General features: G+C 53.6%; 18 protein-coding genes and 1 tRNA gene. 8 read left to right on the top strand and 11 right to left on the bottom strand.

Features of this window, described 5'->3' with window-relative positions; translation table 11 throughout:
- Positions 1–5 precede the first annotated feature (5 nt).
- From dmsA to lrp, 6 genes are all read right to left on the bottom strand, one after another.
- Positions 6–2,450: a dimethylsulfoxide reductase subunit A gene (gene dmsA, locus OGX97_RS11070; RefSeq protein ID WP_008784257.1), complete on the bottom strand. Its 2,445-nt coding sequence runs from the start codon at positions 2,448–2,450 to the stop codon at positions 6–8.
- 236 nt (positions 2,451–2,686) lie between these two features.
- Positions 2,687–3,979 (bottom strand): serine--tRNA ligase, encoded by a 1,293-nt coding sequence (gene serS / locus OGX97_RS11065; RefSeq protein WP_003831902.1) that lies wholly within the window; start codon positions 3,977–3,979, stop codon positions 2,687–2,689.
- Positions 3,980–4,071: 92 nt separating this feature from the next.
- The gene (gene rarA, locus OGX97_RS11060) at positions 4,072–5,415 is read right to left on the bottom strand and encodes a replication-associated recombination protein RarA (RefSeq protein WP_003836910.1); all 1,344 of its coding nucleotides are present in this window, start codon (positions 5,413–5,415) and stop codon (positions 4,072–4,074) included.
- A gap of 10 nt (positions 5,416–5,425) precedes the next feature.
- On the bottom strand, positions 5,426–6,037 hold the full coding sequence (gene lolA, locus OGX97_RS11055) for an outer membrane lipoprotein chaperone LolA (protein WP_003831898.1): 612 nt from the start codon (positions 6,035–6,037) through the stop codon (positions 5,426–5,428).
- Positions 6,038–6,148: 111 nt separating this feature from the next.
- The gene (gene ftsK / locus OGX97_RS11050) at positions 6,149–10,174 is read right to left on the bottom strand and encodes a DNA translocase FtsK (RefSeq protein WP_235124422.1); all 4,026 of its coding nucleotides are present in this window, start codon (positions 10,172–10,174) and stop codon (positions 6,149–6,151) included.
- A 134-nt stretch (positions 10,175–10,308) separates the two neighbouring features.
- Complete coding sequence (lrp, locus tag OGX97_RS11045; RefSeq protein ID WP_002439523.1) at positions 10,309–10,803, bottom strand: leucine-responsive transcriptional regulator Lrp; 495 nt, start codon at positions 10,801–10,803, stop codon at positions 10,309–10,311.
- Between the two features lie 547 nt (positions 10,804–11,350).
- On the opposite strand from lrp, the gene trxB reads away from it, so the two are divergent.
- From trxB to infA, 5 genes are all read left to right on the top strand, one after another.
- Entirely contained in the window at positions 11,351–12,319 is a 969-nt protein-coding gene (trxB, locus tag OGX97_RS11040) for a thioredoxin-disulfide reductase (RefSeq protein WP_003831889.1), read from the top strand.
- Positions 12,320–12,433: 114 nt separating this feature from the next.
- Positions 12,434–14,200: a heme ABC transporter permease/ATP-binding protein CydD gene (gene cydD, locus OGX97_RS11035; RefSeq protein WP_003831887.1), complete on the top strand. Its 1,767-nt coding sequence runs from the start codon at positions 12,434–12,436 to the stop codon at positions 14,198–14,200.
- Positions 14,201–15,922, top strand: a complete 1,722-nt coding sequence (cydC, locus tag OGX97_RS11030; protein ID WP_128611538.1) for a heme ABC transporter ATP-binding protein/permease CydC — start codon at positions 14,201–14,203, stop codon at positions 15,920–15,922.
- Positions 15,923–15,966: 44 nt separating this feature from the next.
- Complete coding sequence (gene aat / locus OGX97_RS11025; protein WP_032948928.1) at positions 15,967–16,671, top strand: leucyl/phenylalanyl-tRNA--protein transferase; 705 nt, start codon at positions 15,967–15,969, stop codon at positions 16,669–16,671.
- A gap of 285 nt (positions 16,672–16,956) precedes the next feature.
- On the top strand, positions 16,957–17,175 hold the full coding sequence (gene infA / locus OGX97_RS11015; protein ID WP_002211347.1) for a translation initiation factor IF-1: 219 nt from the start codon (positions 16,957–16,959) through the stop codon (positions 17,173–17,175).
- 79 nt (positions 17,176–17,254) lie between these two features.
- On the opposite strand, the gene OGX97_RS11010 is transcribed toward infA, so the two are convergent.
- Entirely contained in the window at positions 17,255–18,166 is a 912-nt protein-coding gene (locus OGX97_RS11010) for a LysR family transcriptional regulator (protein ID WP_003831675.1), read from the bottom strand.
- A 108-nt stretch (positions 18,167–18,274) separates the two neighbouring features.
- On the opposite strand from OGX97_RS11010, the gene OGX97_RS11005 reads away from it, so the two are divergent.
- The 3 genes from OGX97_RS11005 to OGX97_RS10995 all read left to right on the top strand — a co-directional run bounded on the left by OGX97_RS11005 (position 18,275) and on the right by OGX97_RS10995 (position 20,066).
- The gene (locus tag OGX97_RS11005) at positions 18,275–19,135 is read left to right on the top strand and encodes a pirin family protein (RefSeq protein ID WP_103015121.1); all 861 of its coding nucleotides are present in this window, start codon (positions 18,275–18,277) and stop codon (positions 19,133–19,135) included.
- Between the two features lie 16 nt (positions 19,136–19,151).
- Complete coding sequence (locus OGX97_RS11000; protein ID WP_003831673.1) at positions 19,152–19,829, top strand: isochorismatase family protein; 678 nt, start codon at positions 19,152–19,154, stop codon at positions 19,827–19,829.
- A gap of 149 nt (positions 19,830–19,978) precedes the next feature.
- Positions 19,979–20,066: transfer RNA gene (locus tag OGX97_RS10995), tRNA-Ser, on the top strand.
- A gap of 334 nt (positions 20,067–20,400) precedes the next feature.
- On the opposite strand, the gene rlmC is transcribed toward OGX97_RS10995, so the two are convergent.
- From rlmC to potH, 4 genes are read right to left on the bottom strand one after another with little or no spacing between them, the layout of a single operon-like run.
- Positions 20,401–21,528, bottom strand: coding sequence for a 23S rRNA (uracil(747)-C(5))-methyltransferase RlmC (rlmC, locus tag OGX97_RS10990; RefSeq protein ID WP_032942821.1), 1,128 nt, complete (start codon positions 21,526–21,528; stop codon positions 20,401–20,403).
- Between the two features lie 41 nt (positions 21,529–21,569).
- Positions 21,570–22,058, bottom strand: coding sequence for a YbjO family protein (locus tag OGX97_RS10985; RefSeq protein ID WP_003035378.1), 489 nt, complete (start codon positions 22,056–22,058; stop codon positions 21,570–21,572).
- Positions 22,059–22,117: 59 nt separating this feature from the next.
- Positions 22,118–22,963: a putrescine ABC transporter permease PotI gene (potI, locus tag OGX97_RS10980; RefSeq protein WP_008784246.1), complete on the bottom strand. Its 846-nt coding sequence runs from the start codon at positions 22,961–22,963 to the stop codon at positions 22,118–22,120.
- Positions 22,960–23,913 carry a putrescine ABC transporter permease PotH gene (gene potH / locus OGX97_RS10975; RefSeq protein ID WP_003831667.1) on the bottom strand — a complete coding sequence of 318 codons (954 nt, stop codon included), beginning with the start codon at positions 23,911–23,913 and terminating at the stop codon, positions 22,960–22,962. Before potH ends, potI begins: the two co-directional genes overlap by 4 nt.
- Positions 23,914–23,919: the final 6 nt, after the last annotated feature.

Below are 23,919 nucleotides of genomic sequence, written 5' to 3'. Positions count from 1 at the left end.
ACTCCTTACACCTTTTCAACCTGAACAAGGTTCGTGTGTGATGGGTTCCCCTTCGCGAGAGGAGACGGACGCTGGGTCGTCAGGACGTTAATACAACCGCCCTGGTCCACGCGTTTTGCGTCCGGGTCATACCACGCCCCTTCGCCCAATGCCACCACGCCAGGCATCATACGCGGCGTTACTTTCGCCTCGATGTGCACCTCACCACGATCGTTAAAGATGCGCACCTTGTCGCCGTTGTTAATGCCGCGTCGCTGGGCATCCATCGGGTTGATCCACATTTCCTGGCGGCAGGATGCTTTCAGAACATCCACGTTGCCATAGGTCGAGTGGACGCGAGACTTATAGTGGAAGCCGGTCAACTGCAGAGGGAATTTCTCCACCAGCGGATCGTTTAAGCTCTCAAAGCCTGGGGTATAAATCGGCAGTGGATCAATCACATCACCTTCCGGCAGTTCCCAGGTTGACGCGATCTCGGCAAGCTGCTGCGAGTAAATTTCGATCTTACCTGACGGCGTGGTCAGCGGATTGGCGTTAGGATCCTCACGGAACGCCTTGTAGGCCACGTGATGTCCCTGCGGGTCGCGCTGTTTAAAGATCCCCTGCTTGCGGAATTCTTCAAACGTTGGCAGTTCAGGAATGGCTTTGCGCGACTGCTCGTACAGATGACGCATCCACTCTTCCTGAGTACGACCTTCTGTAAACTGCTGCTCAACACCAAGGCGTTTCGCTAGCTCGCTGGTCATCTGGTAGATAGTCTTGCATTCGAAGCGTGGTTTGATCGCCTGATCGGTGAAAATCACATACGACATATTTCCGCAGGAGGCATCCAGTGCGAAGTCCATCTGCTCCGAAGCGGTGCAGTCCGGCAGCAAAATATCCGCGTATTTCGCCGAGGAGGTCATATGACAGTCGATGACAACGATCATCTCGCACTTCTTATCATCCTGTAGGATTTCATGTGTGCGGTTGATATCAGAGTGCTGGTTAATCAGACAGTTACCGGCATAGTTCCAGATCATCTTAATCGGAACATCGAGCTTATCTTTGCCACGAACACCGTCACGCAGCGCCGTCATCTCCGGACCTCGCTCAATGGCGTCCGTCCACATAAACATAGAGATGCTGGTTTCGACTGGGTTTTCCAGCGTAGGCATACGTTCAAACGGCAAACTGTATGAGCCCTCACGCGCCCCGCTGTTGCCGCCGTTAATCCCAACGTTACCGGTAAGGATTGCCAGCATAGAAATGGCACGGGTCGCTATTTCACCGTTAGCATGGCGCTGCGGTCCCCACCCCTGACTGATATATGCCGGTTTAGCGCTACCGATTTCACGTGCCAGTTTGACGATTCGATCAGCAGGAATACCGGTAATTTGCGCTGCCCATTCCGGGGTCTTGGCGATACCGTCTTTGCCCTGCCCAAGAATATACGCCTTATAGTGACCGTTTTTCGGTGCGTCGGCCGGTAAGGTTTTCTCGTCGTAACCCACGCAGTATTTATCAAGGAACGGTTGATCAACCATGTTTTCGGTGATCAGCACATACGCCAGACCATTCACCAATGCCGCATCGGTACCTGGGCGGATCGGGATCCATTCATCTTCACGACCCGCGCCGGTATCCGTGTAGCGAGGATCGATAATAATCATGCGGGCATTGGATTTCTGTCGCGCCTGTTCAAGGTAATAGGTTACCCCACCCCCGCTCATACGGGTTTCACCTGGGTTATTCCCGAACAGAACCACCAGCTTGCTGTTTTCAATGTCGGACGGGCTGTTACCGTCTGCCCAGCCGCCGTAGGTGTAGTTCAACCCGGCAGCGATTTGTGCTGAAGAGTAGTCACCGTAGTGGTTCAGGTAGCCGCCACAGCAGTTCATCAGACGTGCTACCAGCGTTTTGCCTGGCGGCCAGGAGCGTGTCAGGGTGCCGCCCAGCGTACCTGTGCCGTAGTTCAGATAGATAGACTCGTTGCCGTAGTCTTTGATAAGACGCTGCATATTGCTGGCAATGATGTCGTAGGCTTCATCCCAGCTGATACGCTCAAATTTCCCTTCGCCACGTTTACCGACACGTTTCATCGGGTATTTCAGACGGTCGGGATTATAAACGCGACGACGCATGGAGCGACCACGCAGACAGGCGCGTACCTGGTGCAAGCCGTCATAGTTGTCATCACCGGTGTTGTCGGTTTCAACATACTTTATTTCACCGTCTACCACGTGCATACGCAGAGGACAGCGGCTACCACAGTTCACCGTACACGCGCTCCAGATGACTTTCTCATTGGCCTGTGTCGGATTAAGGGCTTCTGCAGCATTTGCAATACGGGTAAATGGCAGGGTAAACGCGCTACTGGCCACCGCCAGTCCGCCTATCGCCGTCGTTTTCACCAAACCTCGGCGACTAACCTCAGCTGCCAGCATGGCATCGGGGATCTTAGTTTTCATAGTGGCTCACTCTGCTGCTCACAATAAACAAAAGAGAAATACTCGTTATATAGATTTTTATATAGCGTTAATATCGATATACAGACTTGTAGATACCGAATTTGCGAAAAGACAGAGATATATACTGACTTTCATTCGAAGGCAGTATTACTCCTATGGAGGTAGGCGTTATTGTCCGACGTCAAACGGGCATAAAAAAAGCGCCCTGAGGCGCTTTTTTAGCAAAGAAAGGTAGCTTAACCGATAAACTCCAGGCCATTCATGTACGGACGTAACACTTCCGGAACCTGAATACGGCCATCAGCCTGCTGATAGTTTTCCATCACCGCAACCAGCGTACGTCCAACCGCCAGACCGGAACCGTTCAGCGTATGTACTAAACGGGTCTTTTTGTCGGATTTGCTGCGGCAACGCGCCTGCATACGACGAGCCTGGAAATCCCACACGTTGGAGCAAGAGGAGATTTCGCGATAGGTGTTCTGCGCCGGGATCCACACTTCCAGATCGTACGTTTTGCATGCGCCGAAGCCCATGTCGCCTGTGCACAGGATGATCTTACGGTACGGCAGGCCCAGCAGCTGAAGAACCTTCTCAGCATGGCCGGTCATCTCTTCCAGCGCGTCCATAGAGTCTTCCGGGCGAACGATCTGCACCATTTCAACTTTATCGAACTGGTGCATACGGATCAGACCACGGGTATCACGACCGTAAGAACCTGCTTCAGAACGGAAGCACGGCGTATGCGCGGTCATTTTGATCGGCAGCGCATCTTCGTCAATGATTTCGTCGCGAACCAGGTTGGTCAGCGGAACTTCTGCCGTTGGGATCAGCGCATAGTTGCTGCTGTCAGCTTCTTCATCCAGCGGACGGGTGTGGAACAGATCGCCAGCAAATTTCGGCAGTTGCCCTGTTCCGTACAGCGTGTCATGGTTAACCAGATACGGAACGTAGTTTTCGCTGTAACCATGCTGTTCGGTATGCAGATCCAGCATGAACTGAGACAGCGCACGGTGCATGCGCGCGATCTGCCCTTTCATCACGACGAAACGAGAGCCGGTAAGCTTAACCGCAGCGGCAAAATCAAGACCTGTGTGCATTTCACCCAGGGTAACGTGATCGCGCACTTCGAAATCAAACTCACGCGGCGTACCCCAACGGCTGACTTCAACGTTGTCATTTTCATCTTTACCCACCGGAACGTCGTCCGCTGGCAGGTTAGGAATGGTCAGCGCAATGTCGCGGATCTCGGCCTGTAAGGTATCAAGTTCAGCTTTCGCGGCATCCAGCTCTTCGCCCAGTTTGTTCACTTCCAGACGTAAAGACTCGATATCTTCCCCGCGCGCTTTTGCCTGGCCGATGGATTTCGATCGAGAGTTACGCTCTGCCTGCAGGTTTTCAGTTTGTACCTGCAGAACTTTACGACGCTCTTCAAGAGCGCGCAGCTTATCTACATCCAGCTTAAAGCCCCGGCTTGCCAGTTTTTCTGCGACTGCGTCTGGCTCATTACGCAGCAGATTGGGATCGAGCATGCTTATCCTGTGCTTATCGAATTAAAATAGGAGAAAGTGACCACAGCCTGCGGTCACAGGGATACAGAGACAACATTACCGCAACGATAACACTAACGGTAGCGTTTTATAGGGCTATTTTGATCCTGTCCGGCGAGCCAGGCGAGCTTTTCGCCAATCTTGCCTTCAAGACCTCTGTTTGTGGGGTGATAATAGCGCGTTTGTGCCATTTCCTGCGGGAAGTACTCTTCTCCGGCGGCGTAGGCATTTGGTTCATCATGGGCGTAACGATACTCCTGACCATAGCCCATTTCTTTCATCAGCTTAGTTGGCGCATTGCGCAGGTGAACCGGCACGTCGTAATCCGGACGTTCGCGGGCATCAGCCAGCGCGGCTTTAAAGGCGGTGTAAACCGCATTACTTTTCGGCGCGCAGGCCAGATAAACAATCGCCTGTGCAATCGCTCGTTCACCTTCCGCGGGTCCCACGCGGGTAAAGCAGTCCCATGCGGAAATTGCCACCTGCATGGCGCGAGGATCGGCATTGCCGACATCTTCAGAGGCAATGGCCAGACAGCGACGGGCAACATACAGCGGGTCACCGCCTGCACTAATGATGCGCGCATACCAATAAAGTGCCGCATCCGGGGCGCTGCCGCGAACCGATTTGTGTAATGCGGAGATGAGATCGTAAAAACGATCGCCTTTATTATCGAAGCGTGCGCTGCGTTCACCGGCAATTTCAGTGAGCAATTCTGGTTTCAATACGCGCTTGCCAGAATCATCAACTTCGGCCATATCGGCCATCATTTCCAGCGTATTCAGCGCTCGCCGCGCGTCGCCATTCACCAGTTCGGCAATCGCCCGACGCGTCTCTGGTGGCAGTACGATATCCTGACCACCGTAACCACGGGCTTTATCTGACATCGCCTGGTCCAGCACCTGTTCAATATCGTCGGTGGTTAACGATTTCAGTAAATAAACACGCGCCCGCGACAACAGTGCCGAGTTCAGTTCAAACGAGGGATTTTCAGTGGTGGCGCCAATAAACGTGATGGTACCGTCTTCAATATGCGGTAAAAACGCATCCTGTTGGCTTTTATTAAAACGGTGAACTTCGTCCACGAACAGGATCGTACGTCGACCCGCGTTACGATTCTGACGCGCCCGCTCAATCGCTTCACGAATTTCTTTTACACCAGACGTGACCGCCGAAATTCGTTCAACATCGGCGTTAGCGTAACGGGCAATAACTTCGGCTAGCGTGGTTTTCCCCGTCCCCGGCGGACCCCATAAAATCATAGAGTGCAGGTGCCCGGCCTCGATGGCACGCGGCAAGGGTTTACCCGCAGCCAGCAGATGCTGCTGGCCGATGTACTGCGCTAAATTTTCTGGCCGCATACGTGCGGCCAGTGGCTGAAAGGTATTATCAGAAAAGTCGAGCGACAGATTGCTCACTCACACGCCTCTACTTACGTTGATCGTCAACCGTTACACCTTGCGGCGGGGTAAAGGTGAATTTCGAAGGTTCAATCGCACCATTCTGCTGAGATTTCAGCTGATAGCTGCTGCGCTGATCGTCTTGCTCAACGGCACTGAACTGATGGATCGTCCCGTCCCGGCCAACATTGATAGTAAACTGCTTCAGGTTACCGCTGCTGGTTTTTGGCGTCAGCACGAAATCATCGCCGTTTTGCTTAATGTTGTACTGTTGCCAGTCGCTGGCCTGGTTACGCGCAATCAGCATAAACGGCGTGTTGCCCGTGGCGTCTTTCAACCAGGTCGCAGTCGCCTGCTCAACAAACGGGTTAAAGAACCACAGCGTTTTACCATCGGAAACCAGGATGCTCTCGTCAGGCTGCGTCATATGCCAGTTAAACAGATTAGGGCGTTTAACCCATAAGTCGCCCTGACCTTCCTGCACCGCCGCGCCGCTACCGTCCGTGACCTTCTGAGTAAAGCTGGCATGGAAGCTACTGACTTTATCCAGACGGCTTTTCAGGTCGCTGGCAGCATCAGCCCAGACGCTGCTCACCACAAAGCTAGACAGTAATGCACAGGTGATTGCGATTCTTTTCATCGTTATTCCTCAAAATACGTCACTCCCAACGGGGAGATCCCTCTGCTATCCATTTCAGGCCAAAAATCAGCATGAGGAAAGTAGAAAATACTGAATTACTTAACTTTGCAATCATTCGAAGGGCGGCGGAGCCAGCACTTCACGATTACCATTATGCCCTTGTTCGCTGACTATTCCCTGCGCTTCCATCTGTTCGATGATGCGCGCCGCTCGGTTGTAACCGATACGGAACTGACGCTGGACGCCGGAGATTGAGGCTTTGCGTTTCTGAGTAACAAAGTTCACCGCCTGATCGAACAGCGGATCCAGTTCTTCGCCACCATCAAAGCCGCCACCGCCGCCTTCGCTTTCGCTGTCAGAGGTAATGCCATCAACGTATTGTGGACGGCCGCGCGCTTTCCAGTCCTGCACCACCGCGTGAACTTCTTCATCGCGTACAAAGGCGCCGTGTACACGCACAGGGATCGTCGAGTTTGGTGCAGAATAAAGCATGTCACCCATACCCAACAGCGATTCCGCGCCGCCCTGGTCAAGGATGGTACGCGAGTCAATTTTACTGGACACTGTAAATGCGATACGAGTCGGGATGTTCGCTTTAATCAGACCAGTGATAACGTCAACTGACGGTCGCTGGGTTGCCAGCACCAGGTGGATACCCGCCGCACGCGCTTTTTGCGCCAGACGAGCGATCAGTTCTTCCACCTTTTTGCCAACGGTCATCATCAGGTCTGCGAATTCATCCACCAACACCACGATATACGGCAGTTTTTCCAGCACCGGATGCTGAACATCCATGCTGTCGCCCGGCTTCCAGTATGGGTCTGGAATCGGACGTCCCATACGGGCGGCTTCAGCAATCTTATCGTTATAACCGGCAAGGTTACGCACGCCAAGCGCCGACATCAGTTTGTAGCGACGTTCCATTTCATTGACGCTCCAACGCAAGGCATTAGCGGCATCTTTCATGTCGGTCACAACTTCAGTCAGCAGATGCGGAATACCTTCATAAACAGAAAGCTCCAGCATTTTCGGGTCAATCATGATAAAGCGAACGTCTTCCGGCTGCGCTTTGTACAGCATGCTGAGGATCATGGCGTTCACCCCAACAGACTTACCAGAACCGGTTGTCCCCGCCACCAGCAGGTGCGGCATTTTAGCCAGATCGGCCACCACCGGTTCGCCCGCAATATCTTTGCCCAGCACCACAGTCAGCGGAGATGAGTTATCACGGAATTTAGCGTTATCCAGCACTTCACGCAGATAAACGGTTTGACGTTTTTTGTTCGGTAACTCTAGTCCGACATACGGTTTGCCTGGAATAACCTCGACCACACGTACCGCCGCGGTCGACAATGAACGCGCCAGATCTCGTGACAGGTTAGAAATACGCGCTGCTTTAACCCCTGGAGCCAGATTAAGCTCAAAGCGGGTAATCACCGGGCCAGGAGAATAGTTCACCACATCGGCTTTAATGCGGAAATCCGCCAGACGCGCTTCCACCAGACGTGCCATTTGTTCCAGTGCGAACGTATCTATCGGCTCAACTTCGCTCGGCGGCGGCGTGAGCAGATCTAACGATGGCAGCGGCGTGCTTGGACGGTGCGCCGGACGACTATCCCCATTACGCATCAGCAGCGGATGGATCAGACTATCCTGCGGCGGCGGTGTAACAGGCTGCGCTGGCTGCTGATAATGCTGCTGCGGTGCAACTGGCTGCGCTGGCTGTTGATAATGCTGCTGCGATGCAACAGGCTGCGCTGGTTGCTGATAATGCTGCTGTGGTGCAACTGGCTGTGCCGGTTGCTGATAGTGCTGTTGCGGTGCAACTGGCTGCGCCGGTTGCTGATAATGCTGCTGCGGCGCAACTGGTTCCTGGTACTGCGGCGCGGGCTCCGGCATTACGCCAGGCGTAAACAGCGGCTCATGCGGCCCCTCATCCACCAGCGTTTTCATTGGCGAAAATTCAAAGTCATCGAGGGAGAACGGATTCGCTCCGACAGGCTGTTCACCGGAATAACGCTGCTGCTGAGAAGAAGCAAACTGGCGAGCCAGTTCCGCTTCTGCGGCTGAATCTTCGTCATCAGTCTGGTGGGTATCGTCCTGATACTCTTCGCCATAACGATGCTGCTGCGACTGAGCGAACTGACGTGCCAGCTCGTCCTGCTGCATTGCATCCATTTCATCGTCACTGTACGCATCTGTATCAAGCTGCTCTTCGCGCGCTTTCTCTTCAGCCATACGCTGTGACGGCAGTTTTATTCCATATGAAGCCAGCTCACGACGAGTAGGCACGCGCACACGATTCGGACGCGGCAACTGCGGGCCAATGCCCTCTTTCACCTGCGGACGCGGCGTACCGCTGCCTGCAAGGCTAAAGACAGGTGCTGCGGCAGCGGCACCTGCCCCTAACGCGGCGCTTTTTACGCCAGCGGCCAGCGGTGCAACGGCAGCAACAGACTCAACGGGCGGTATGGATGCAGTCGTCGGCATAGACGGCGTAGACGGCTTAACACGCTCAGGCTCCTGAGCAGGTTCTGGGATCGGTTGATACCATGCGGCCAGTTGCTCACGCTCACGCGCACGTTTCTCTTCGACTTCTTCAAAGTAATAGAGCGGCGGACGAGTCGGTTTAACTTCTTCAACCACCGGCTCAGGTTCCACCACTGTTGGTTGTTCAACCACAGGCTGCTGGAACGTAGTGCTCTGTTGAAAAGTTGGATCCTGCTGATAAACAGGTTGCTGCACAGGCTCCGGCTGATAACCAGGCTGCTGGAATGCGGCGTTCTGTTGAGAGGTCGGATCCTGTTGATAGACAGGTTGCAGCACGGGCTCCGGCTGATAAACAGGTTCCGGCTGCGGCGCGACAGGCTGCGTATAAACAGGTTCAACGGGCTGCTGTGCGTAATATTGCGGCTGCGGACTCTGCTCCACAACCGGTTGTTGCCATGGCTCATACGGCTGCTGCACCGGAGGTTGCGCGTACTGGGCTGGCTGCGGATAACCTTCAGGCGCTGGTGCAATCGCGGCATCACCGGTTTGCGGGCCAGGCACGGGTTGCCAGGCCACGGTTGGGACCGGTTGCTCCATAACAGTGTTGGTCACGGGTGACGTTTGCAGTAACGGATCGACCGGTGCGCTCCAGGCCTGAGCGGCTGTTGTAGCTGCAGCTGCTGCAGCCACAGGCTCGGTCACCGAGTGGCCGTTAAGCAGTGGATCAAGTTCGTCATATTCAGGCAGCGTCGCGCGATTACCGGAAAACAGCACATCATTAGGATCGGCAACCACGCCACGGGCGCTGTATTCAATTTCGTCTTCATCATCCATGCGTTTGCCGGAGAACAGCGCCGCATCGGTATGACGACCAAGCGGGTTGGTAAATTTCTCCGCCAGACGTTTACGGCGCGCTAACGCACCGCGCAGGATACGAGCTCGGCGCGATTCATGGGGTTTGCCATCAGCGGCGTCGACAGACTCTTCTTCGTCTTCATACTCTTCGTCATCGACCCAGGTATCGTCGCGGCGGGTACGGTTGCTGGCAAACGTCAGGATATTGAGTAACCAGCCGCCCAGTTTTTCCGCAATGCTCACCCATGACCAACCGGTGAACAGCGTTAATCCCGCTGCCCAAACGCACAACAATGTCAGCGTGCCGCCGCTGCTGTGCAGCAATGGTTGTAGCGTGGTGCTGAGCAGACTGCCGATCACGCCGCCAGAGGCGAAATACCAGATGTCATCGGCGTTAATTGCGGCCAGCCCGCAGGAAGTGAGAATCAGCGCCAGAACGCCAATAATGCGTAGCGAGACGGCAAAATAATCGACGTATTCGTCGCTGGCCTGATGTCGCCAGGCAAACCAGCAGCCACCGACAATGATGACGGGGATGGTGTAGGCCATGACGCCAAAAATAAAGAACAGCGTATCCGCCAGCCATGCACCAGGTATTCCGCCCAGATTATGGATAGGCTCATGCCACGCGGTTTGCGACCAACTGGGATCCGAAGGGTTAAAGCTGAGTAAGGCAGCCATCAACCAGACGGCAAAAAGGGCAATAAGGATCAGTAGCGCTTCCAGAAGTCGGCGCCCGCTGCTTAACTTCGTCAATGTGACGTCTTTGTCTTCAGTGTATTCCTGGCTCAAAAACGGCTCTCCAGGTTTCGGGCTTTTCCTGCCCGATGCTAAAACGGACAACAGCACCGGGTTGCCCCGGCACTGTTGCTGTATGGATTAACAGGAGTGTAATCAAACTGCGTCGATTTTGCACCTGTTCCGTGTTAGCGCGTCTTAATTACCAGACGATTGCTCTGTTTGACTTCTTCCATTACTACATAAGTACGTGTGTCATTCACGCCAGGCAGACGCAGCAGGGTTTCCCCCAACAGCTTACGGTATGCCGACATATCCGGTACGCGTGTTTTCAGCAAATAGTCGAAATCACCGGAAACCAAATGACACTCTTGAATTTCTTCAAGTTTTTGTACTGCAGAGTTAAATTGTTCAAACACATCCGGGGCGCCACGATTCAGAGTAATCTCAACAAAAACCAGAAGTGATGCATCCAGATAATGCGGGTTTAACAGCGCTGTATAGCCCTGAATAAAACCCTGTCTTTCCAACCGACGCACACGCTCAAGGCAGGGCGTTGGTGAAAGTCCCACACGTTTAGAAAGCTCGACGTTAGAAATACGCCCATCCTTTTGCAGCTCATTAAGAATGTTACGATCGATACGGTCGAGATCTTTGCCAGGGCGCTTCTTACTATCTACCATTATTATTGTCTCTCTGTATTCCTTCCCTACTCCTGCCTGACTCTACCAACATCACTGTTCAGAGTCGCTACCCATCAAAATAAACCGCAACCCAGAGGGATTTTCGGTTCGCAATGTCTGGGTTTATGGTGAGAAGACCGTTGCCTGTCGGCGGCTATCGACATCACGAATGGCATCTGTCCACACCATGCGTAGATTTCGCTAACACGGTAAACATGGTATCTACATGCATGATTATGCAGCACATACATGACACAGTTTTTTTCTTCCTTGAATGTTTTCGCAAAACAGCAGGGGATTGTCAAAGCAAAACATCGATTTTTAGTACAACATGCCAGTTATTCATTCGCAGTGATGGAAAATCGTCATTTTATCACCTTATAACTGACCGATTTTAAGTAGAAATCGTTATAGTATTACGACTAATTCTGCCGTTCATCGGTTCCCGCTATTACACATATTGTTAACAAAATCGCCATACTCTTTTTTTACGCCTGTAAATTCCCTACAATCCTGCTCATTGCCTGCTAACAACTATGGGGATCTCATGGGCGCAACCAAACACAGTAAACTTCTTATTCTGGGCTCTGGCCCTGCGGGGTATACCGCTGCGGTCTACGCTGCACGCGCGAACCTGCAACCGGTACTGATTACCGGTATGGAAAAAGGTGGTCAGTTGACCACAACAACAGAAGTGGAGAACTGGCCTGGCGATCCGCACGATCTCACAGGCCCATTGCTGATGGAACGCATGCACGAACATGCGACCAAATTTGAAACTGAAATTATTTTTGATCATATCAGCAAAGTTGATCTGCAAAACCGCCCTTTCCGTCTGACCGGCGACAGCGGTGAATACACCTGTGACGCACTGATCATCGCCACCGGTGCGTCAGCACGCTACCTGGGTCTGCCTTCAGAAGAAGCCTTCAAAGGCCGTGGCGTTTCCGCCTGCGCGACCTGCGACGGTTTCTTCTACCGTAACCAAAAAGTTGCGGTGATCGGCGGCGGCAACACCGCTGTTGAAGAAGCGCTGTACCTGGCGAATATCGCATCTGAAGTGCATTTGATTCACCGTCGCGACAGCTTCCGCGCCGAAAAAATCCTGATCAAGCGTTTGATGGATAAAGTCGAAAACGGCAACATCGTGCTGCATACCCACCGCACACTGGAAGAAGTGACCGGCGATCAAATGGGCGTAACCGGACTGCGCCTGCGCGATACGCAAAACACTGACAACGTCGAGTCACTTGACGTTGCAGGGTTGTTTGTCGCTATCGGTCACAGCCCGAATACCGCCATTTTTGACGGTCAGCTTGAACTGGAAAATGGCTACATCAAAGTTCAGTCCGGTATTCATGGTAACGCCACCCAAACCAGCATTCCGGGTGTATTCGCCGCCGGTGACGTGATGGACCATATTTATCGCCAGGCGATCACTTCAGCAGGCACCGGTTGTATGGCTGCGCTTGACGCAGAGCGTTATCTCGACGGTCTGGCAGACGCTTGCAAATAAGTTTTACAAATCAGTAACAAAAGTAAAAAAGGCGACTATAAGTCGCCTTTATTTTTGCCTCGTTGTAACATTGTCCTGCCCAAAAATTCCAATAACTCACCTGCTAAGCGTGCAATGAATAAAACCCGTCAAAAAGAGCTGACCCGCTGGTTAAAACAGCAAAGTGTAATTTCCCAACGATGGCTGAACATTTCACGCCTGTTGGGGTTCGTGAGCGGCCTGTTAATTGTCGCTCAGGCCTGGCTCATGGCCCGAATTCTCGACCATATGATCATGGACAATATCCCCAGAGAGGCGCTTCTGCTCCCTTTCATTGTGCTGGTATTGATTTTCATCCTGCGGGCATGGGTCGTCTGGTTACGCGAACGTGTCGGGTTTCATGCTGGCCAACATATCCGCTTTGAGATTCGCCGACAGGTGCTTGACCGTCTGCAACAAGCAGGTCCCGCCTGGATACAAGGCAAACCAGCCGGGAGCTGGGCTACGCTAATCCTGGAACAGATTGATGACATGCATGATTACTATGCACGTTATCTGCCGCAAATGGCGCTGGCCGTATGCGTCCCCTTATTGATCGTGGCGGCGGTATTCCCGTCAAACTGGGTAGCCGCCCTTATTCTGCTTGGAACTGCCCCGCTGATCCCGTTGTTTATGGCGATGGTTGGTATGGGTGCAGCCGATGCTAACCGCCGCAACTTTCAGGCTCTTGCTCGCCTCAGTGGCCATTTCCTCGATCGCCTGCGGGGCATGGAAACGCTAAGAATCTTTGGCCGCGGTGAAGCTGAAACAGAAAGCATCCGCGCAGCGTCACAGGATTTCCGCCAGCGCACCATGGAAGTCCTGCGCCTGGCGTTTCTGTCATCCGGTGTCCTTGAGTTCTTTACCTCCCTGTCCATCGCACTGGTCGCGGTTTACTTCGGTTTTTCCTACCTCGGTGAACTCGATTTTGGCCACTACGGGACGGGCGTCACATTGGCTGCTGGCTTCCTGGCGCTCATTCTGGCGCCGGAATTTTTCCAACCCCTGCGCGATCTGGGCACGTTTTATCACGCCAAAGCACAAGCCGTTGGTGCAGCAGACAGTCTGAAAACCTTCATGGAAACCCCGCTTGCACATCCTGAGCGTGGCGATATTGAGCTGACTACAAAAGACGCAGTTTCAATTGAAGCAGAAGATCTGGTCATCACCTCGCCGGAAGGTAAAGTGCTTGCAGGTCCGCTCAACTTTACCCTGCCAGCGGGCCAACGCGCTGTGCTGGTTGGCCGCAGCGGCTCCGGCAAAAGTTCGTTGCTCAATGTCCTGTCCGGTTTTCTCTCTTATCAGGGATCGCTGCGGATTAACGGCTTTGAGCTGCGCGACCTGTCGCCTGATTGCTGGCGCAAACAGCTGTCCTGGGTTGGACAAAATCCGCAGCTCCCTGCCGCCACGTTACGCGATAACGTGCTGCTCGCTCGCCCCGATGCCAGCGAAGAACAGCTGCAAGCCGCACTCGACAGCGCCTGGGTCAGTGAGTTTTTACCACTTCTGCCACAGGGTGTGGATACACCAGTAGGCGATCAGGCTGCTCGACTTTCTGTCGGACAAGCGCAGCGCGTTGCCGTGGCTCGCGCCTTACTCAATCCATGTCAGTTGTTGCTGCTTGACGAGCCCGCCGCCAGCCTTGATGCACATAGCGAACAACGCGTGATGCAGGCATTGAAAGCAGCATCACGCCGCCAGACCACGCTGATGGTGACACACCAACTTGAAGATCTTGCCGACTGGGACGTTATCTGGGTGATGCAGGACGGACAGATCGTTGAACAAGGCACTTATGCCGAACTTAGCGCAGCCAACGGGGCGTTTGCGACATTACTGGCTCATCGTCAGGAGGACATCTAAATGCGCGCTTTGCTACCTTATCTGACGCTGTATAAACGTCACAAATGGATGTTAACCCTGGGGATCGTTCTGGCGATCGTCACACTGCTGGCAAGTATTGGTTTGCTGACGCTTTCCGGCTGGTTCCTGTCGGCTTCTGCTGTGGTGGGTGTCACCGGGATTTACAGTTTTAACTATATGCTCCCTGCTGCCGGGGTGCGCGGTGCGGCAATCACCCGAACCGCGGGCCGCTATTTCGAGCGGCTGGTCAGCCACGACGCGACGTTCCGCGTGCTGCAACATTTGCGTATTTATACCTTCAGCAAACTGCTGCCGCTCTCCCCTGCTGGCCTGTCCCGTTATGGACAAGGTGAATTGCTTAACCGCGTGGTGGCAGATGTCGACACGCTCGATCATCTCTATTTGCGCGTGCTCTCCCCGCTTGTGGGTGCTTTTGTCGTCATCATGGTGGTCACGCTGGGGCTAAGCGTTCTCGATTTCACGCTGGCTATCACTCTCGGCGGTATTATGCTGCTGACCTTATTTATCTTGCCCCCACTCTTTTATCAGGCAGGTAAAAGCACCGGGCAAAGCTTGACGCATTTACGTGGGCAGTATCGTCAGCAGTTAACATCCTGGCTGCAGGGCCAGGCTGAACTGACCATCTTTGGCGCCAGTGAACGTTACCGCGCCCAAATGGAAGCCACCGAGTTGCAGTGGCACGAAGCCCAACGACGTCAGTCTGAATTAACGGCGCTATCACAGGCGGTCATGCTGTTAGTCGGCGCACTGGCAGTGGTTGTAATGTTATGGATGGCCTCAGGCGGCGTGGGTGGCAATACCCAGCCTGGCGCACTGATCGCGCTGTTTGTCTTCTGTGCGCTGGCCGCGTTTGAAGCTTTGGCACCCGTCACCGGGGCGTTTCAGCATCTCGGACAGGTTATTGCCTCTGCGCTGCGCATCACCGAACTGACCGAACAACAGCCAGAAGTCACCTTCCCGGATGCCGGTTCTCCAGTTTCTGAGCAGGTTACTCTCACGCTACACGATGTTTCATTCAGCTATCCGGGGCAAACACAAAAAGCACTCGACACCCTTTCGCTGCAGGCTCAGCCCGGTGAACACATTGCGATTCTCGGTCGCACCGGCTGCGGTAAGTCAACGTTACTACAATTGCTGACCCGCGCATGGGATCCGCAGCACGGCGAAATTCTGATTAATGAGCAGCCGATTTCAGCCCTCAGTGAAACCACGCTGCGCCAGAGCATCAGCGTCGTGCCACAGCGCGTGCACCTGTTCAGCGCGACGCTTCGCGATAACCTGCTGCTGGCAGCACCGCACGCCAGTGATGACACATTATCCGCAATGCTGTGCCGCGTCGGTCTGGACAAACTGCTAGAGGGTGATGGACTCAATGCCTGGTTAGGCGAAGGCGGTCGTCAGCTTTCTGGCGGCGAACTCCGTCGTCTGGCTATCGCCCGCGCCTTATTGCACGATGCCCCACTTATGCTGCTGGATGAACCGACCGAAGGGCTTGATGCCACAACAGAAAGCCAAATGCTTGAATTAATTGGCGATGTCATGCGCGATAAAACCGTACTGATGGTGACACATCGTCTGCGCGGCTTGTCACGTTTTGATCAAATAATAGTGATGGACAACGGACACATTATTGAGCAAGGTAATCACGCAGATTTGTTAGCCCGGCAGGGGCGTTATTACCAGTTTAAGCAACGTCTGTAAGCTATTATTGAACGATCAAACTCGCGTAGTGGAGTTTCGCTGTCATGCGCCTGGTGCAATTGTCCCGCCATTCTATAGCCTTCCCTTCACCGGAAGGCGCTTTACGCGAGCCTAACGGTTTGTTGGCGCTTGGCGGTGATCTCAGTCCAGCCCGACTGTTAATGGCCTACCAGCGCGGAATTTTCCCGTGGTTTTCACCTGGCGACCCCATCCTTTGGTGGTCGCCCGATCCACGCGCCATTCTTTGGCCCGAGAAATTTCATCTCAGCCGCAGCATGAAACGTTTTCATAAAAACTCGCCTTATCGCGTGACGCTCAATTACGCGTTCGGTCAGGTGATTGAAGGCTGCGCGAACGACCGGGAAGAAGGTACCTGGATAACGCATGATGTAGTGGACGCCTACCATCGCCTGCACGAGCTGGGCCATGCGCACTCCATTGAAGTATGGCGACAAAATGAATTAGTGGGCGGTATGTATGGCGTGGCGCAAGGTACGCTATTTTGTGGCGAATCAATGTTCAGCCGTCAGGAAAATGCGTCCAAAACCGCACTGCTTGTTTTTTGCGCTGAATTTATCCGTCAGGGCGGAAAATTAATCGATTGCCAGGTATTAAATAGCCACACAGCTTCGCTGGGCGCCGTCGAAACCCCACGTCGGGAGTACCTTGAACACCTGAGCAGACTGCGCCAGCAGCGGCTACCGAGCCATTTCTGGGTTCCCAGGACGTTATTTTCGCCTCAGGGGTGAATGTTTTCGGCACATTTTTTGTCGGGGTGTTATAATTGTCGCGCAGAGTTGGTTTAGCCCATTACCCCGCCGCCGTTAAGGAACAGTTCGCGTCAGGCAACGCCTATCGTTTATCTCCTCGTTCCCTTACACGTTGCGCTTTAAGTGCGGCTTTGCCGTGTGTGGTTAGAGTAATGCGCCAAACCCGATTTGCTGTGTTTTAAACGCACAAATCTTTACTTATTAAAAGAACTTCGGCATTATCTTGCCGGTTCAAATTACGGTAGTGATACCCCAGAGGATTAGATGGCCAAAGAAGACAATATTGAAATGCAGGGTACCGTTCTCGATACGTTACCTAATACCATGTTCCGCGTAGAGTTAGAAAACGGTCACGTGGTTACTGCACACATCTCCGGTAAAATGCGTAAAAACTATATCCGCATCCTGACGGGCGACAAAGTGACTGTTGAGCTGACCCCGTACGACCTGAGCAAAGGCCGCATTGTCTTCCGTAGTCGCTGATTGTTTTTAACGCCCGAATGGCGTCCAGATAATAAAAGGTCGGTTTAACCGGCCTTTTTTGTGGGCCAAGGTCAGGTATTTAATCCTCAATCATCCGCGCATATTCTTCCGTTAAGAAATCCACTAATGTGCGTACTGACGGCAATAATCCCCTGCGTGATGGAAAGACTGCGTGAATTATTTCTCGCTTCGGTTCCCAGCCGTCGAGCAATGCCACCAGTTCACCCGCGGCTACTTGATCTTTTACCATCAGCTGTGGAAGTTGAACTACCCCAACACCGGCAACTGCGGCTTCACGTAACGCCAGCATATCGGTGGTGATCATACGCGGCGTAAAATGCACCTCCGCACGTGCGCCCTGCGGCCCGAATAACTCCCAACGATGCACATGTTTACCCGTCGCCAGACTCAGGCCCGGCCAACGCGTCAGCTCCGCCGGAGAATGTAGCGTTCCCATTTGCTCTATTAACTGCGGGCTGGCATACAAACGATGTCCCCTGTCCGCCAGCACACGCATCACCAGGTCGCTATCCTCAAATGGTCGGGGCCTGACGCGAATCGCCACGTCCAGGCCCTCTCCAACAACGTCCACGCGGCGGTTAGTGGCCTCCAGTTGCACTGATACGTCAGGATAACGCGCCATAAAACGGGCAAGCATTGGCCCGATATGCACATGCAGCAGCGTGACCGGACACGTCAACTTCACCACGCCACGCGGTTCAACCTGTAACGCGGCAATCGCATCCTGCGCTGCCTGCGCTTCCACCAGCATCGCCTTACAGTGCTCGTAAAAGGTTTGCCCAACTTCCGTCACGTTAAACTGGCGGGTGGTTCGCTGAATCAGTCGAACTCCCAGCGTCTCTTCCAGTTGCGCTATCCGTCGGCTTAGTTTTGATTTCGGTTCATCAAGCGCCCGACCCGCCGCCGCGAATCCCCCTTCCTCTACAACATGCACAAACCATGCAAAATCATTGAGATCCGGCTTTGTCATCTAATTGTCCTATTTATGAGACAGTGAGGACTATTTTAGCTACTACTCAGCTCGCTGTCATGAATATAAGCTTATTCACATCAAGATAACGCCACAGAGGAGACACATATGAAACAAGTAACAGGCGTCTACACCGCACCTCGCCCACACTGGGTTGGCGATGGATTTCCGGTTCGCTCGATGTTTTCTTACCAGTCTCATGCTGAGCAACTAAGTCCGTTCCTGCTGCTGGATTACGCCGGTCCACATACGTTTACGCCGGGTAACGATAAACGCGGCGTAGGCGAACACCCTCACCGTGGTTTTGAGACGGTGACCATCGTTTACAGCGGCGAAGTTGAACACCGTGATTCAACCGGTCGCGGCGGCATTATCGGCCCCGGCGACGTGCAGTGGATGACCGCAGGAGCAGGAATATTGCACGAAGAGTTCCATTCACCTGAATTTACCCGTCAGGGTGGCGAACTGGAAATGGTACAGCTGTGGGTCAATCTGCCAGCAAAAGACAAAATGGCCGTTCCGGGTTACCAGGGCATCAGCAGCGATGTGATCCCCACTGTCGCCCTGCCTGATGAAGCAGGGAGCGTTCGTGTGATTGCGGGCAGCTATCAGGATACAAAAGGCCCGGCACATACCTTCTCGCCGCTGAACGTCTGGGATATGCGTTTGCAACGTAATCATCAGCTCACGTTGTCACAGCCGGAAGGATGGAGCACTGCCCTAGTGGTATTGAAAGGGAATATCACCGTAAACGGCACTACGTCTGCCAGCGAAGCGCAACTGGTGGTGCTGAGCCAGCAGGGGAAAACGCTGCATATTGAAGCCTCCAGCGACGCCAGCGTGCTGCTGCTTTCTGGAGAACCGTTGAACGAGCCGATTGTAGGTTACGGTCCATTTGTAATGAACACGAAACAAGAAATCGCTGAAGCCGTACGCGATTTTAACTCCGGCCGCTTTGGCCAAATCTGAATCGAAGGAGAAGAATATGTCCAGTCCTGCAAACTTTAATGGTTCACGTCCGGTCATCGATGTGAATGATTCCGTCATGCTGCTTATCGATCATCAGAGCGGGCTGTTCCAGACCGTCGGCGACATGCCAATGCCAGAACTGCGTGCGCGTGCCGCCGCGCTGGCTAAAATGGCGACTCTGGCGAAGATGCCGGTGATTACCACGGCATCCGTACCGCAGGGACCTAACGGCCCGCTGATCCCTGAGATCCACGCCAATGCGCCGCATGCCCAATACGTGGCGCGTAAAGGCGAAATCAACGCCTGGGATAACGAAGACTTCGTGAAAGCGGTCAAAGCAACGGGTCGTAAAACGCTGATTATCGCCGGTACAATTACCAGCGTGTGCATGGCTTTCCCGGCTATCAGCGCGGTTGCGGAAGGCTATAAGGTCTTCGCAGTGATCGACGCTTCCGGTACTTACAGCAAAATGGCGCAGGAAATCACCCTGGCTCGTGTTGTTCAGGCTGGCGTCGTGCCGATGGATACCGCCGCAGTCGCTTCTGAAATTCAGGGCACTTGGAACCGTGAAGACGCCGCCGAATGGGCGGAAGTGTATACCAAAGTCTTCCCGGCTTATCAGTTGCTGATCGAAAGCTACAGCAAAGCTCAGGAAGTCGTGACCAGCGGCGAAAAACTGGACTCTCAGCGCTAATCCTTTCCTCCGCGCCTGCCTGGGCGGAGGAATATGTATATTGCGTAACCAAACGAGAGTTAACACGTAAATTCTGCTTGACCGTTTTAGCGCAACTCCCTATAGTAGCGCCCCGTTGCCCCCCAAGCGGTCAGGCAGCAATACAATATGGTGAGGTGTCCGAGTGGCTGAAGGAGCACGCCTGGAAAGTGTGTATACGGCAACGTATCGGGGGTTCGAATCCCCCCCTCACCGCCATATCTTAAGAAGAGCTCGTACGAAAGTACGGGCTTTTTTTTCGCATGTTGCAGATCTGCGGGGGGATGAGAAGCCCCGACCGGGGTTCGACTACTGGCGCAGCCAGTTGGACAGACCGGGAGCGCAGCGAACGGGCTGCCCCGTAGGGGCGAGCAAAGCGAGTCAATCCCCGCCTCACCGCCATATTTTAAGAAGAGCTCGTACGAAAGTACGGGCTTTTTTTTTCGCATGTTGCATTTGCCGGATGCGGCGCAAGCGCCTTATCCGGCCTACATTGCTACAGCCCTGAATATCTCCGTAGGCCTGATAAGCGAAGCGCCATCAGGCATGGCAGTTATTGTCGGCTGAGCAGCGTTAGCACTTCATAATGCGCAGTGTGTGGGAACATATCGAAAAGCTGGACGCGTTCAATGCGATACCCAGGCAACTCACGAATATCCTTCGCCATGGTTTGCGCATTACAGCTGGAATAAACGATATAACGCGGTGCCATGCGAGAGAGAAAATCGCACAGCGGCTTTCCAATCCCCCGACGCGGCGGATTCACCAGCACCAGGTCAGGTACTTCGCCCTGAGCGGTAGCAAACTGGGTTGAATCCAGCGCCTGAAAATGCAGATTCTGCAACCCAAGCTCCTGCGCTGACTGCTTCGCGCAGGTAATCGCTTCTGGCGCGATTTCAATCCCCGTCAGTTTCATTTGCGGTGTAGCACAGTGCAGACCAAAACCCCCGACGCCGCAAAACAGATCCCACATGTGATTAACCGGAAGCTGACGCACCCAGTCACGCGCCGTGGCATATAATTGCCCCGCTACCACCGGATTGGTCTGGAAGAAACTCTGCGGGCGGATCCACAACGGCACATCGTTAAAGCGTTCCGCCAGCGCCTGTTGTTCCGTCAGGAAGATTTCTGTCTCCCCTTCCATGATCGCCATATGCACCGGCTGAATATTGGCAGTGATCACTTTTAACTGTGGGAGTTGTGCCTGCAACCAGGGTAGCGCCGCGCGTAGCTGTGCCAGTTTTGCGTCAGAACGCAGGACAAAACGCAGCATCATACCGCCATCGAATCTGCTTTCCGTTAACAGCAGATATTTCAGCTCCCCGCGTTTGCGCGCCACGTTATAGGGCGTCAGCCCCGCCCGAGCGATAAACGGCTTAAGCGCGGCAAATACGGGCGCAAAAGACTCAGGATAGAGCGGACAGTCGCACAAATCCTCAGGCGTACCGTCACGATGCAGCATTCCCAGAAGCGGTTTTTCCACGCTGCCGCTGACTACCATTTTGGCTTTATTACGAAACGCGCTTTCCGGACCACTGACCGGCGCGCACCATTCTCCGACCGGATACTCGGCCAGCAGATTCTGCAGATCGGCTGTTTTTTCGAAGAGTTGATCGGCGACAGGCTGTGTTATCCACTGACAGGAGCGGCAGCGTTCGGCGTCATATAGTGCGCACTGCATACAAAGACCTACAAATTAACCGGGGGCCAAGATTATACACGTTATTGCAAACGGAAGAACCGCCTGCTGGACGCAGGAACAAACAGCAGCAGCAATACCAGCATATCCGGCAGTTTTTGCATTACCAGAGTATGCAGGATTTCGCGTCTGGACTCCCCCGCAATACTGAACAGTTCGGGATATCCGTAGCCCAGCGAAGCCGCCCACAGATAGACGCTGGCGATAATCTGGGTCAACAGATAGATCCAGCGCGCCCAGTTCCGTCCTTTTACCAGCGAAAATGCGCAGTAAATTTCGATAAATAGCAGCACCAGACTGCCCAGAAACACCAGCGTCAAATTCCAGGTCTGCACACTGCGATGAATAAACTCACTGGTTCCACGAAACCCAAGCGTATTAAAAATCATCAACAGATCGAGACAGCGGATCATGATAATAGCCAGCGCCGCCACCTGCACCAAAGCAGGGACGTTTAAGCGAGCATGTGATGTGGATGATTTCTTAAAAAATCCCAACGCGTCGTCTTCCATGAAAACGGCGCAACCACCACAGCTGCGCCGTATAGACAGGTTGGCAGATTTTAGTTTTTTCAGCCGCGTCTTGCACGTTGGATATCGCGGATCCGTTGTTTTTCTGTTCGCGCCATCAGATACCACGCGATAAATCCGATAATTCCTACCACACCAAGGATCAGCGTCGCCAGGGCGTTGATCTCCGGGTTTACCCCCATACGTACGCTGGAGAACACCAACATCGGTAACGTTGTGGCGCCAGGACCAGAGACAAAGCTGGCAATAACCAGATCATCGAGTGACAGCGTGAAGGCTAATAACCATCCGGAAATCACCGCCGGCATAATCATCGGCAGGGTGATGACGAAAAAGACCTTCAGCGGCGTGGCGCCGAGATCCATCGCCGCTTCCTCAATGGAGTGATCCAGTTCGCGCAAACGTGAAGAAATCACCACCGCTACGTACGCCGTACAGAAAGTGACGTGCGCCAGCCATATGGTCAGCATGCCGCGATCCGCTGGCCAGCCGATGGCGTGAGCCAACGCAACAAACAGCAGCAGCAGCGACAAACCGGTAATAACATCCGGCATGACCAGCGGCGCGGTAATCATAAAGGCGAAACCATTCGAACCACGAAAACGACCAAAGCGCACCATTACCACGGCGGCGATGGTGCCAAGGATTGCCGCCATCGTCGCAGCACCCGCAGCAATCGTTAAACTCATGCCGACGGCGCTTATCATCGCGCTATCGTGGAAAAGCTCGCCATACCAACGTGTTGACCACCCCGCCCAGACCGTCACCAGCTTCGAGCTGTTAAACGAATAGATAACCAACATCAGCATCGGCGCATACAGGAAGGTAAAGCCCACTACCAGGATAAAAATACGCCACGGCGAGCGAACGACCGGTAAGTTATTCATCCGTGTTCCCCCACGCTTTTTTGCTGATATTTATGGAACCACATGATTGGCACAATCAGTAACAGCAGCATAATAATGGCGACAGCAGAAGCCACCGGCCAGTCGCGGTTATTGAAAAACTCTTGCCAAAGCACACGGCCAATCATGATGCTATCCGGGCCGCCCAACAGTTCCGGGATCACAAACTCGCCAACAGCCGGAATAAATACCAGCATTGACCCGGCGATAATGCCGCCCTTGGTCAACGGTACAATCACGCTAAAGAAGGTCTTCAGCGGCCGGGCACCTAAATCCAGCGCAGCTTCCACCAGCGAGTAATCAATACGGGTCAGCGCGGTATAAATCGGCAGCACCATAAAGGGCAAATAGGCGTAAACAATACCGATGTAGACCGCCAGATTGGTGTGCAAAATCGTCAACGGTTGGTCGATGACACCCAGCCACATCAGGAAGTTGTTCAGCACGCCGTTGTTTTTCAGGATCCCCATCCAGGCATATACGCGAATTAAAAACGAGGTCCAGGACGGCAGGATCACCAGCAACAGCAGAATATTACGCGTTGAGGGTTTACTGTGCGCGACGGCCCATGCCAGCGGGTATCCCAGCAGCAGGCAACAGATTGTCGAAATTCCCGCCACCTGTAACGATTGCAGGTAGGCATCGAAATAGAGCGGATCGTCCGTTAACTGCAGGAAGTTGGCTAAGTTGAGCGTGATGGATAGCTGATCGTCAGCCCATGAAACGAGGTCCGTATAGGGAGGAATAGCGCGCGCCATTTCAGCCAAACTGATTTTGAAGACGATCAGAAAAGGCAGCAGAAACAGGAGCAGCAGCCACACATACGGCAGCGCGATCACCAGCTTGCGCCCGTGCTTCATTTGCAGCCGCGACATAAACAGCGTGAATCGCCCTGCTTTATCCACGCGTGCCGGAGGTTCAAGTGTACTCATCTTCGC

Origin of the sequence: Citrobacter sp. Cpo061 (assembly GCF_030332845.1) — a bacterium.
GTDB lineage: Bacteria > Pseudomonadota > Gammaproteobacteria > Enterobacterales > Enterobacteriaceae > Citrobacter > Citrobacter portucalensis.
The sequence above is the reverse complement of the archived record's forward strand: the minus strand, read 5'-3'. Positions and strand labels throughout refer to the sequence as shown.

Excerpts from the sequence above, each read along its gene's own strand:
- infA (WP_002211347.1), top strand. The coding sequence starts at position 16,957 with ATGGCCAAAGAAGACAATATTGAAATGCAGGGTACCGTTCTCGATACG.
- cydC (WP_128611538.1), top strand. The coding sequence starts at position 14,201 with ATGCGCGCTTTGCTACCTTATCTGACGCTGTATAAACGTCACAAATGG.
- OGX97_RS11010 (WP_003831675.1), bottom strand. The coding sequence starts at position 18,166 with ATGACAAAGCCGGATCTCAATGATTTTGCATGGTTTGTGCATGTTGTA.
- dmsA (WP_008784257.1), bottom strand. The coding sequence starts at position 2,450 with ATGAAAACTAAGATCCCCGATGCCATGCTGGCAGCTGAGGTTAGTCGC.
- rlmC (WP_032942821.1), bottom strand. The coding sequence starts at position 21,528 with ATGCAGTGCGCACTATATGACGCCGAACGCTGCCGCTCCTGTCAGTGG.
- OGX97_RS11000 (WP_003831673.1), top strand. The coding sequence starts at position 19,152 with ATGTCCAGTCCTGCAAACTTTAATGGTTCACGTCCGGTCATCGATGTG.
- OGX97_RS10985 (WP_003035378.1), bottom strand. The coding sequence starts at position 22,058 with ATGGAAGACGACGCGTTGGGATTTTTTAAGAAATCATCCACATCACAT.
- potH (WP_003831667.1), bottom strand. The coding sequence starts at position 23,913 with ATGAGTACACTTGAACCTCCGGCACGCGTGGATAAAGCAGGGCGATTC.
- OGX97_RS11005 (WP_103015121.1), top strand. The coding sequence starts at position 18,275 with ATGAAACAAGTAACAGGCGTCTACACCGCACCTCGCCCACACTGGGTT.
- cydD (WP_003831887.1), top strand. The coding sequence starts at position 12,434 with ATGAATAAAACCCGTCAAAAAGAGCTGACCCGCTGGTTAAAACAGCAA.
- trxB (WP_003831889.1), top strand. The coding sequence starts at position 11,351 with ATGGGCGCAACCAAACACAGTAAACTTCTTATTCTGGGCTCTGGCCCT.
- aat (WP_032948928.1), top strand. The coding sequence starts at position 15,967 with ATGCGCCTGGTGCAATTGTCCCGCCATTCTATAGCCTTCCCTTCACCG.
- potI (WP_008784246.1), bottom strand. The coding sequence starts at position 22,963 with ATGAATAACTTACCGGTCGTTCGCTCGCCGTGGCGTATTTTTATCCTG.
- serS (WP_003831902.1), bottom strand. The coding sequence starts at position 3,979 with ATGCTCGATCCCAATCTGCTGCGTAATGAGCCAGACGCAGTCGCAGAA.
- lrp (WP_002439523.1), bottom strand. The coding sequence starts at position 10,803 with ATGGTAGATAGTAAGAAGCGCCCTGGCAAAGATCTCGACCGTATCGAT.
- lolA (WP_003831898.1), bottom strand. The coding sequence starts at position 6,037 with ATGAAAAGAATCGCAATCACCTGTGCATTACTGTCTAGCTTTGTGGTG.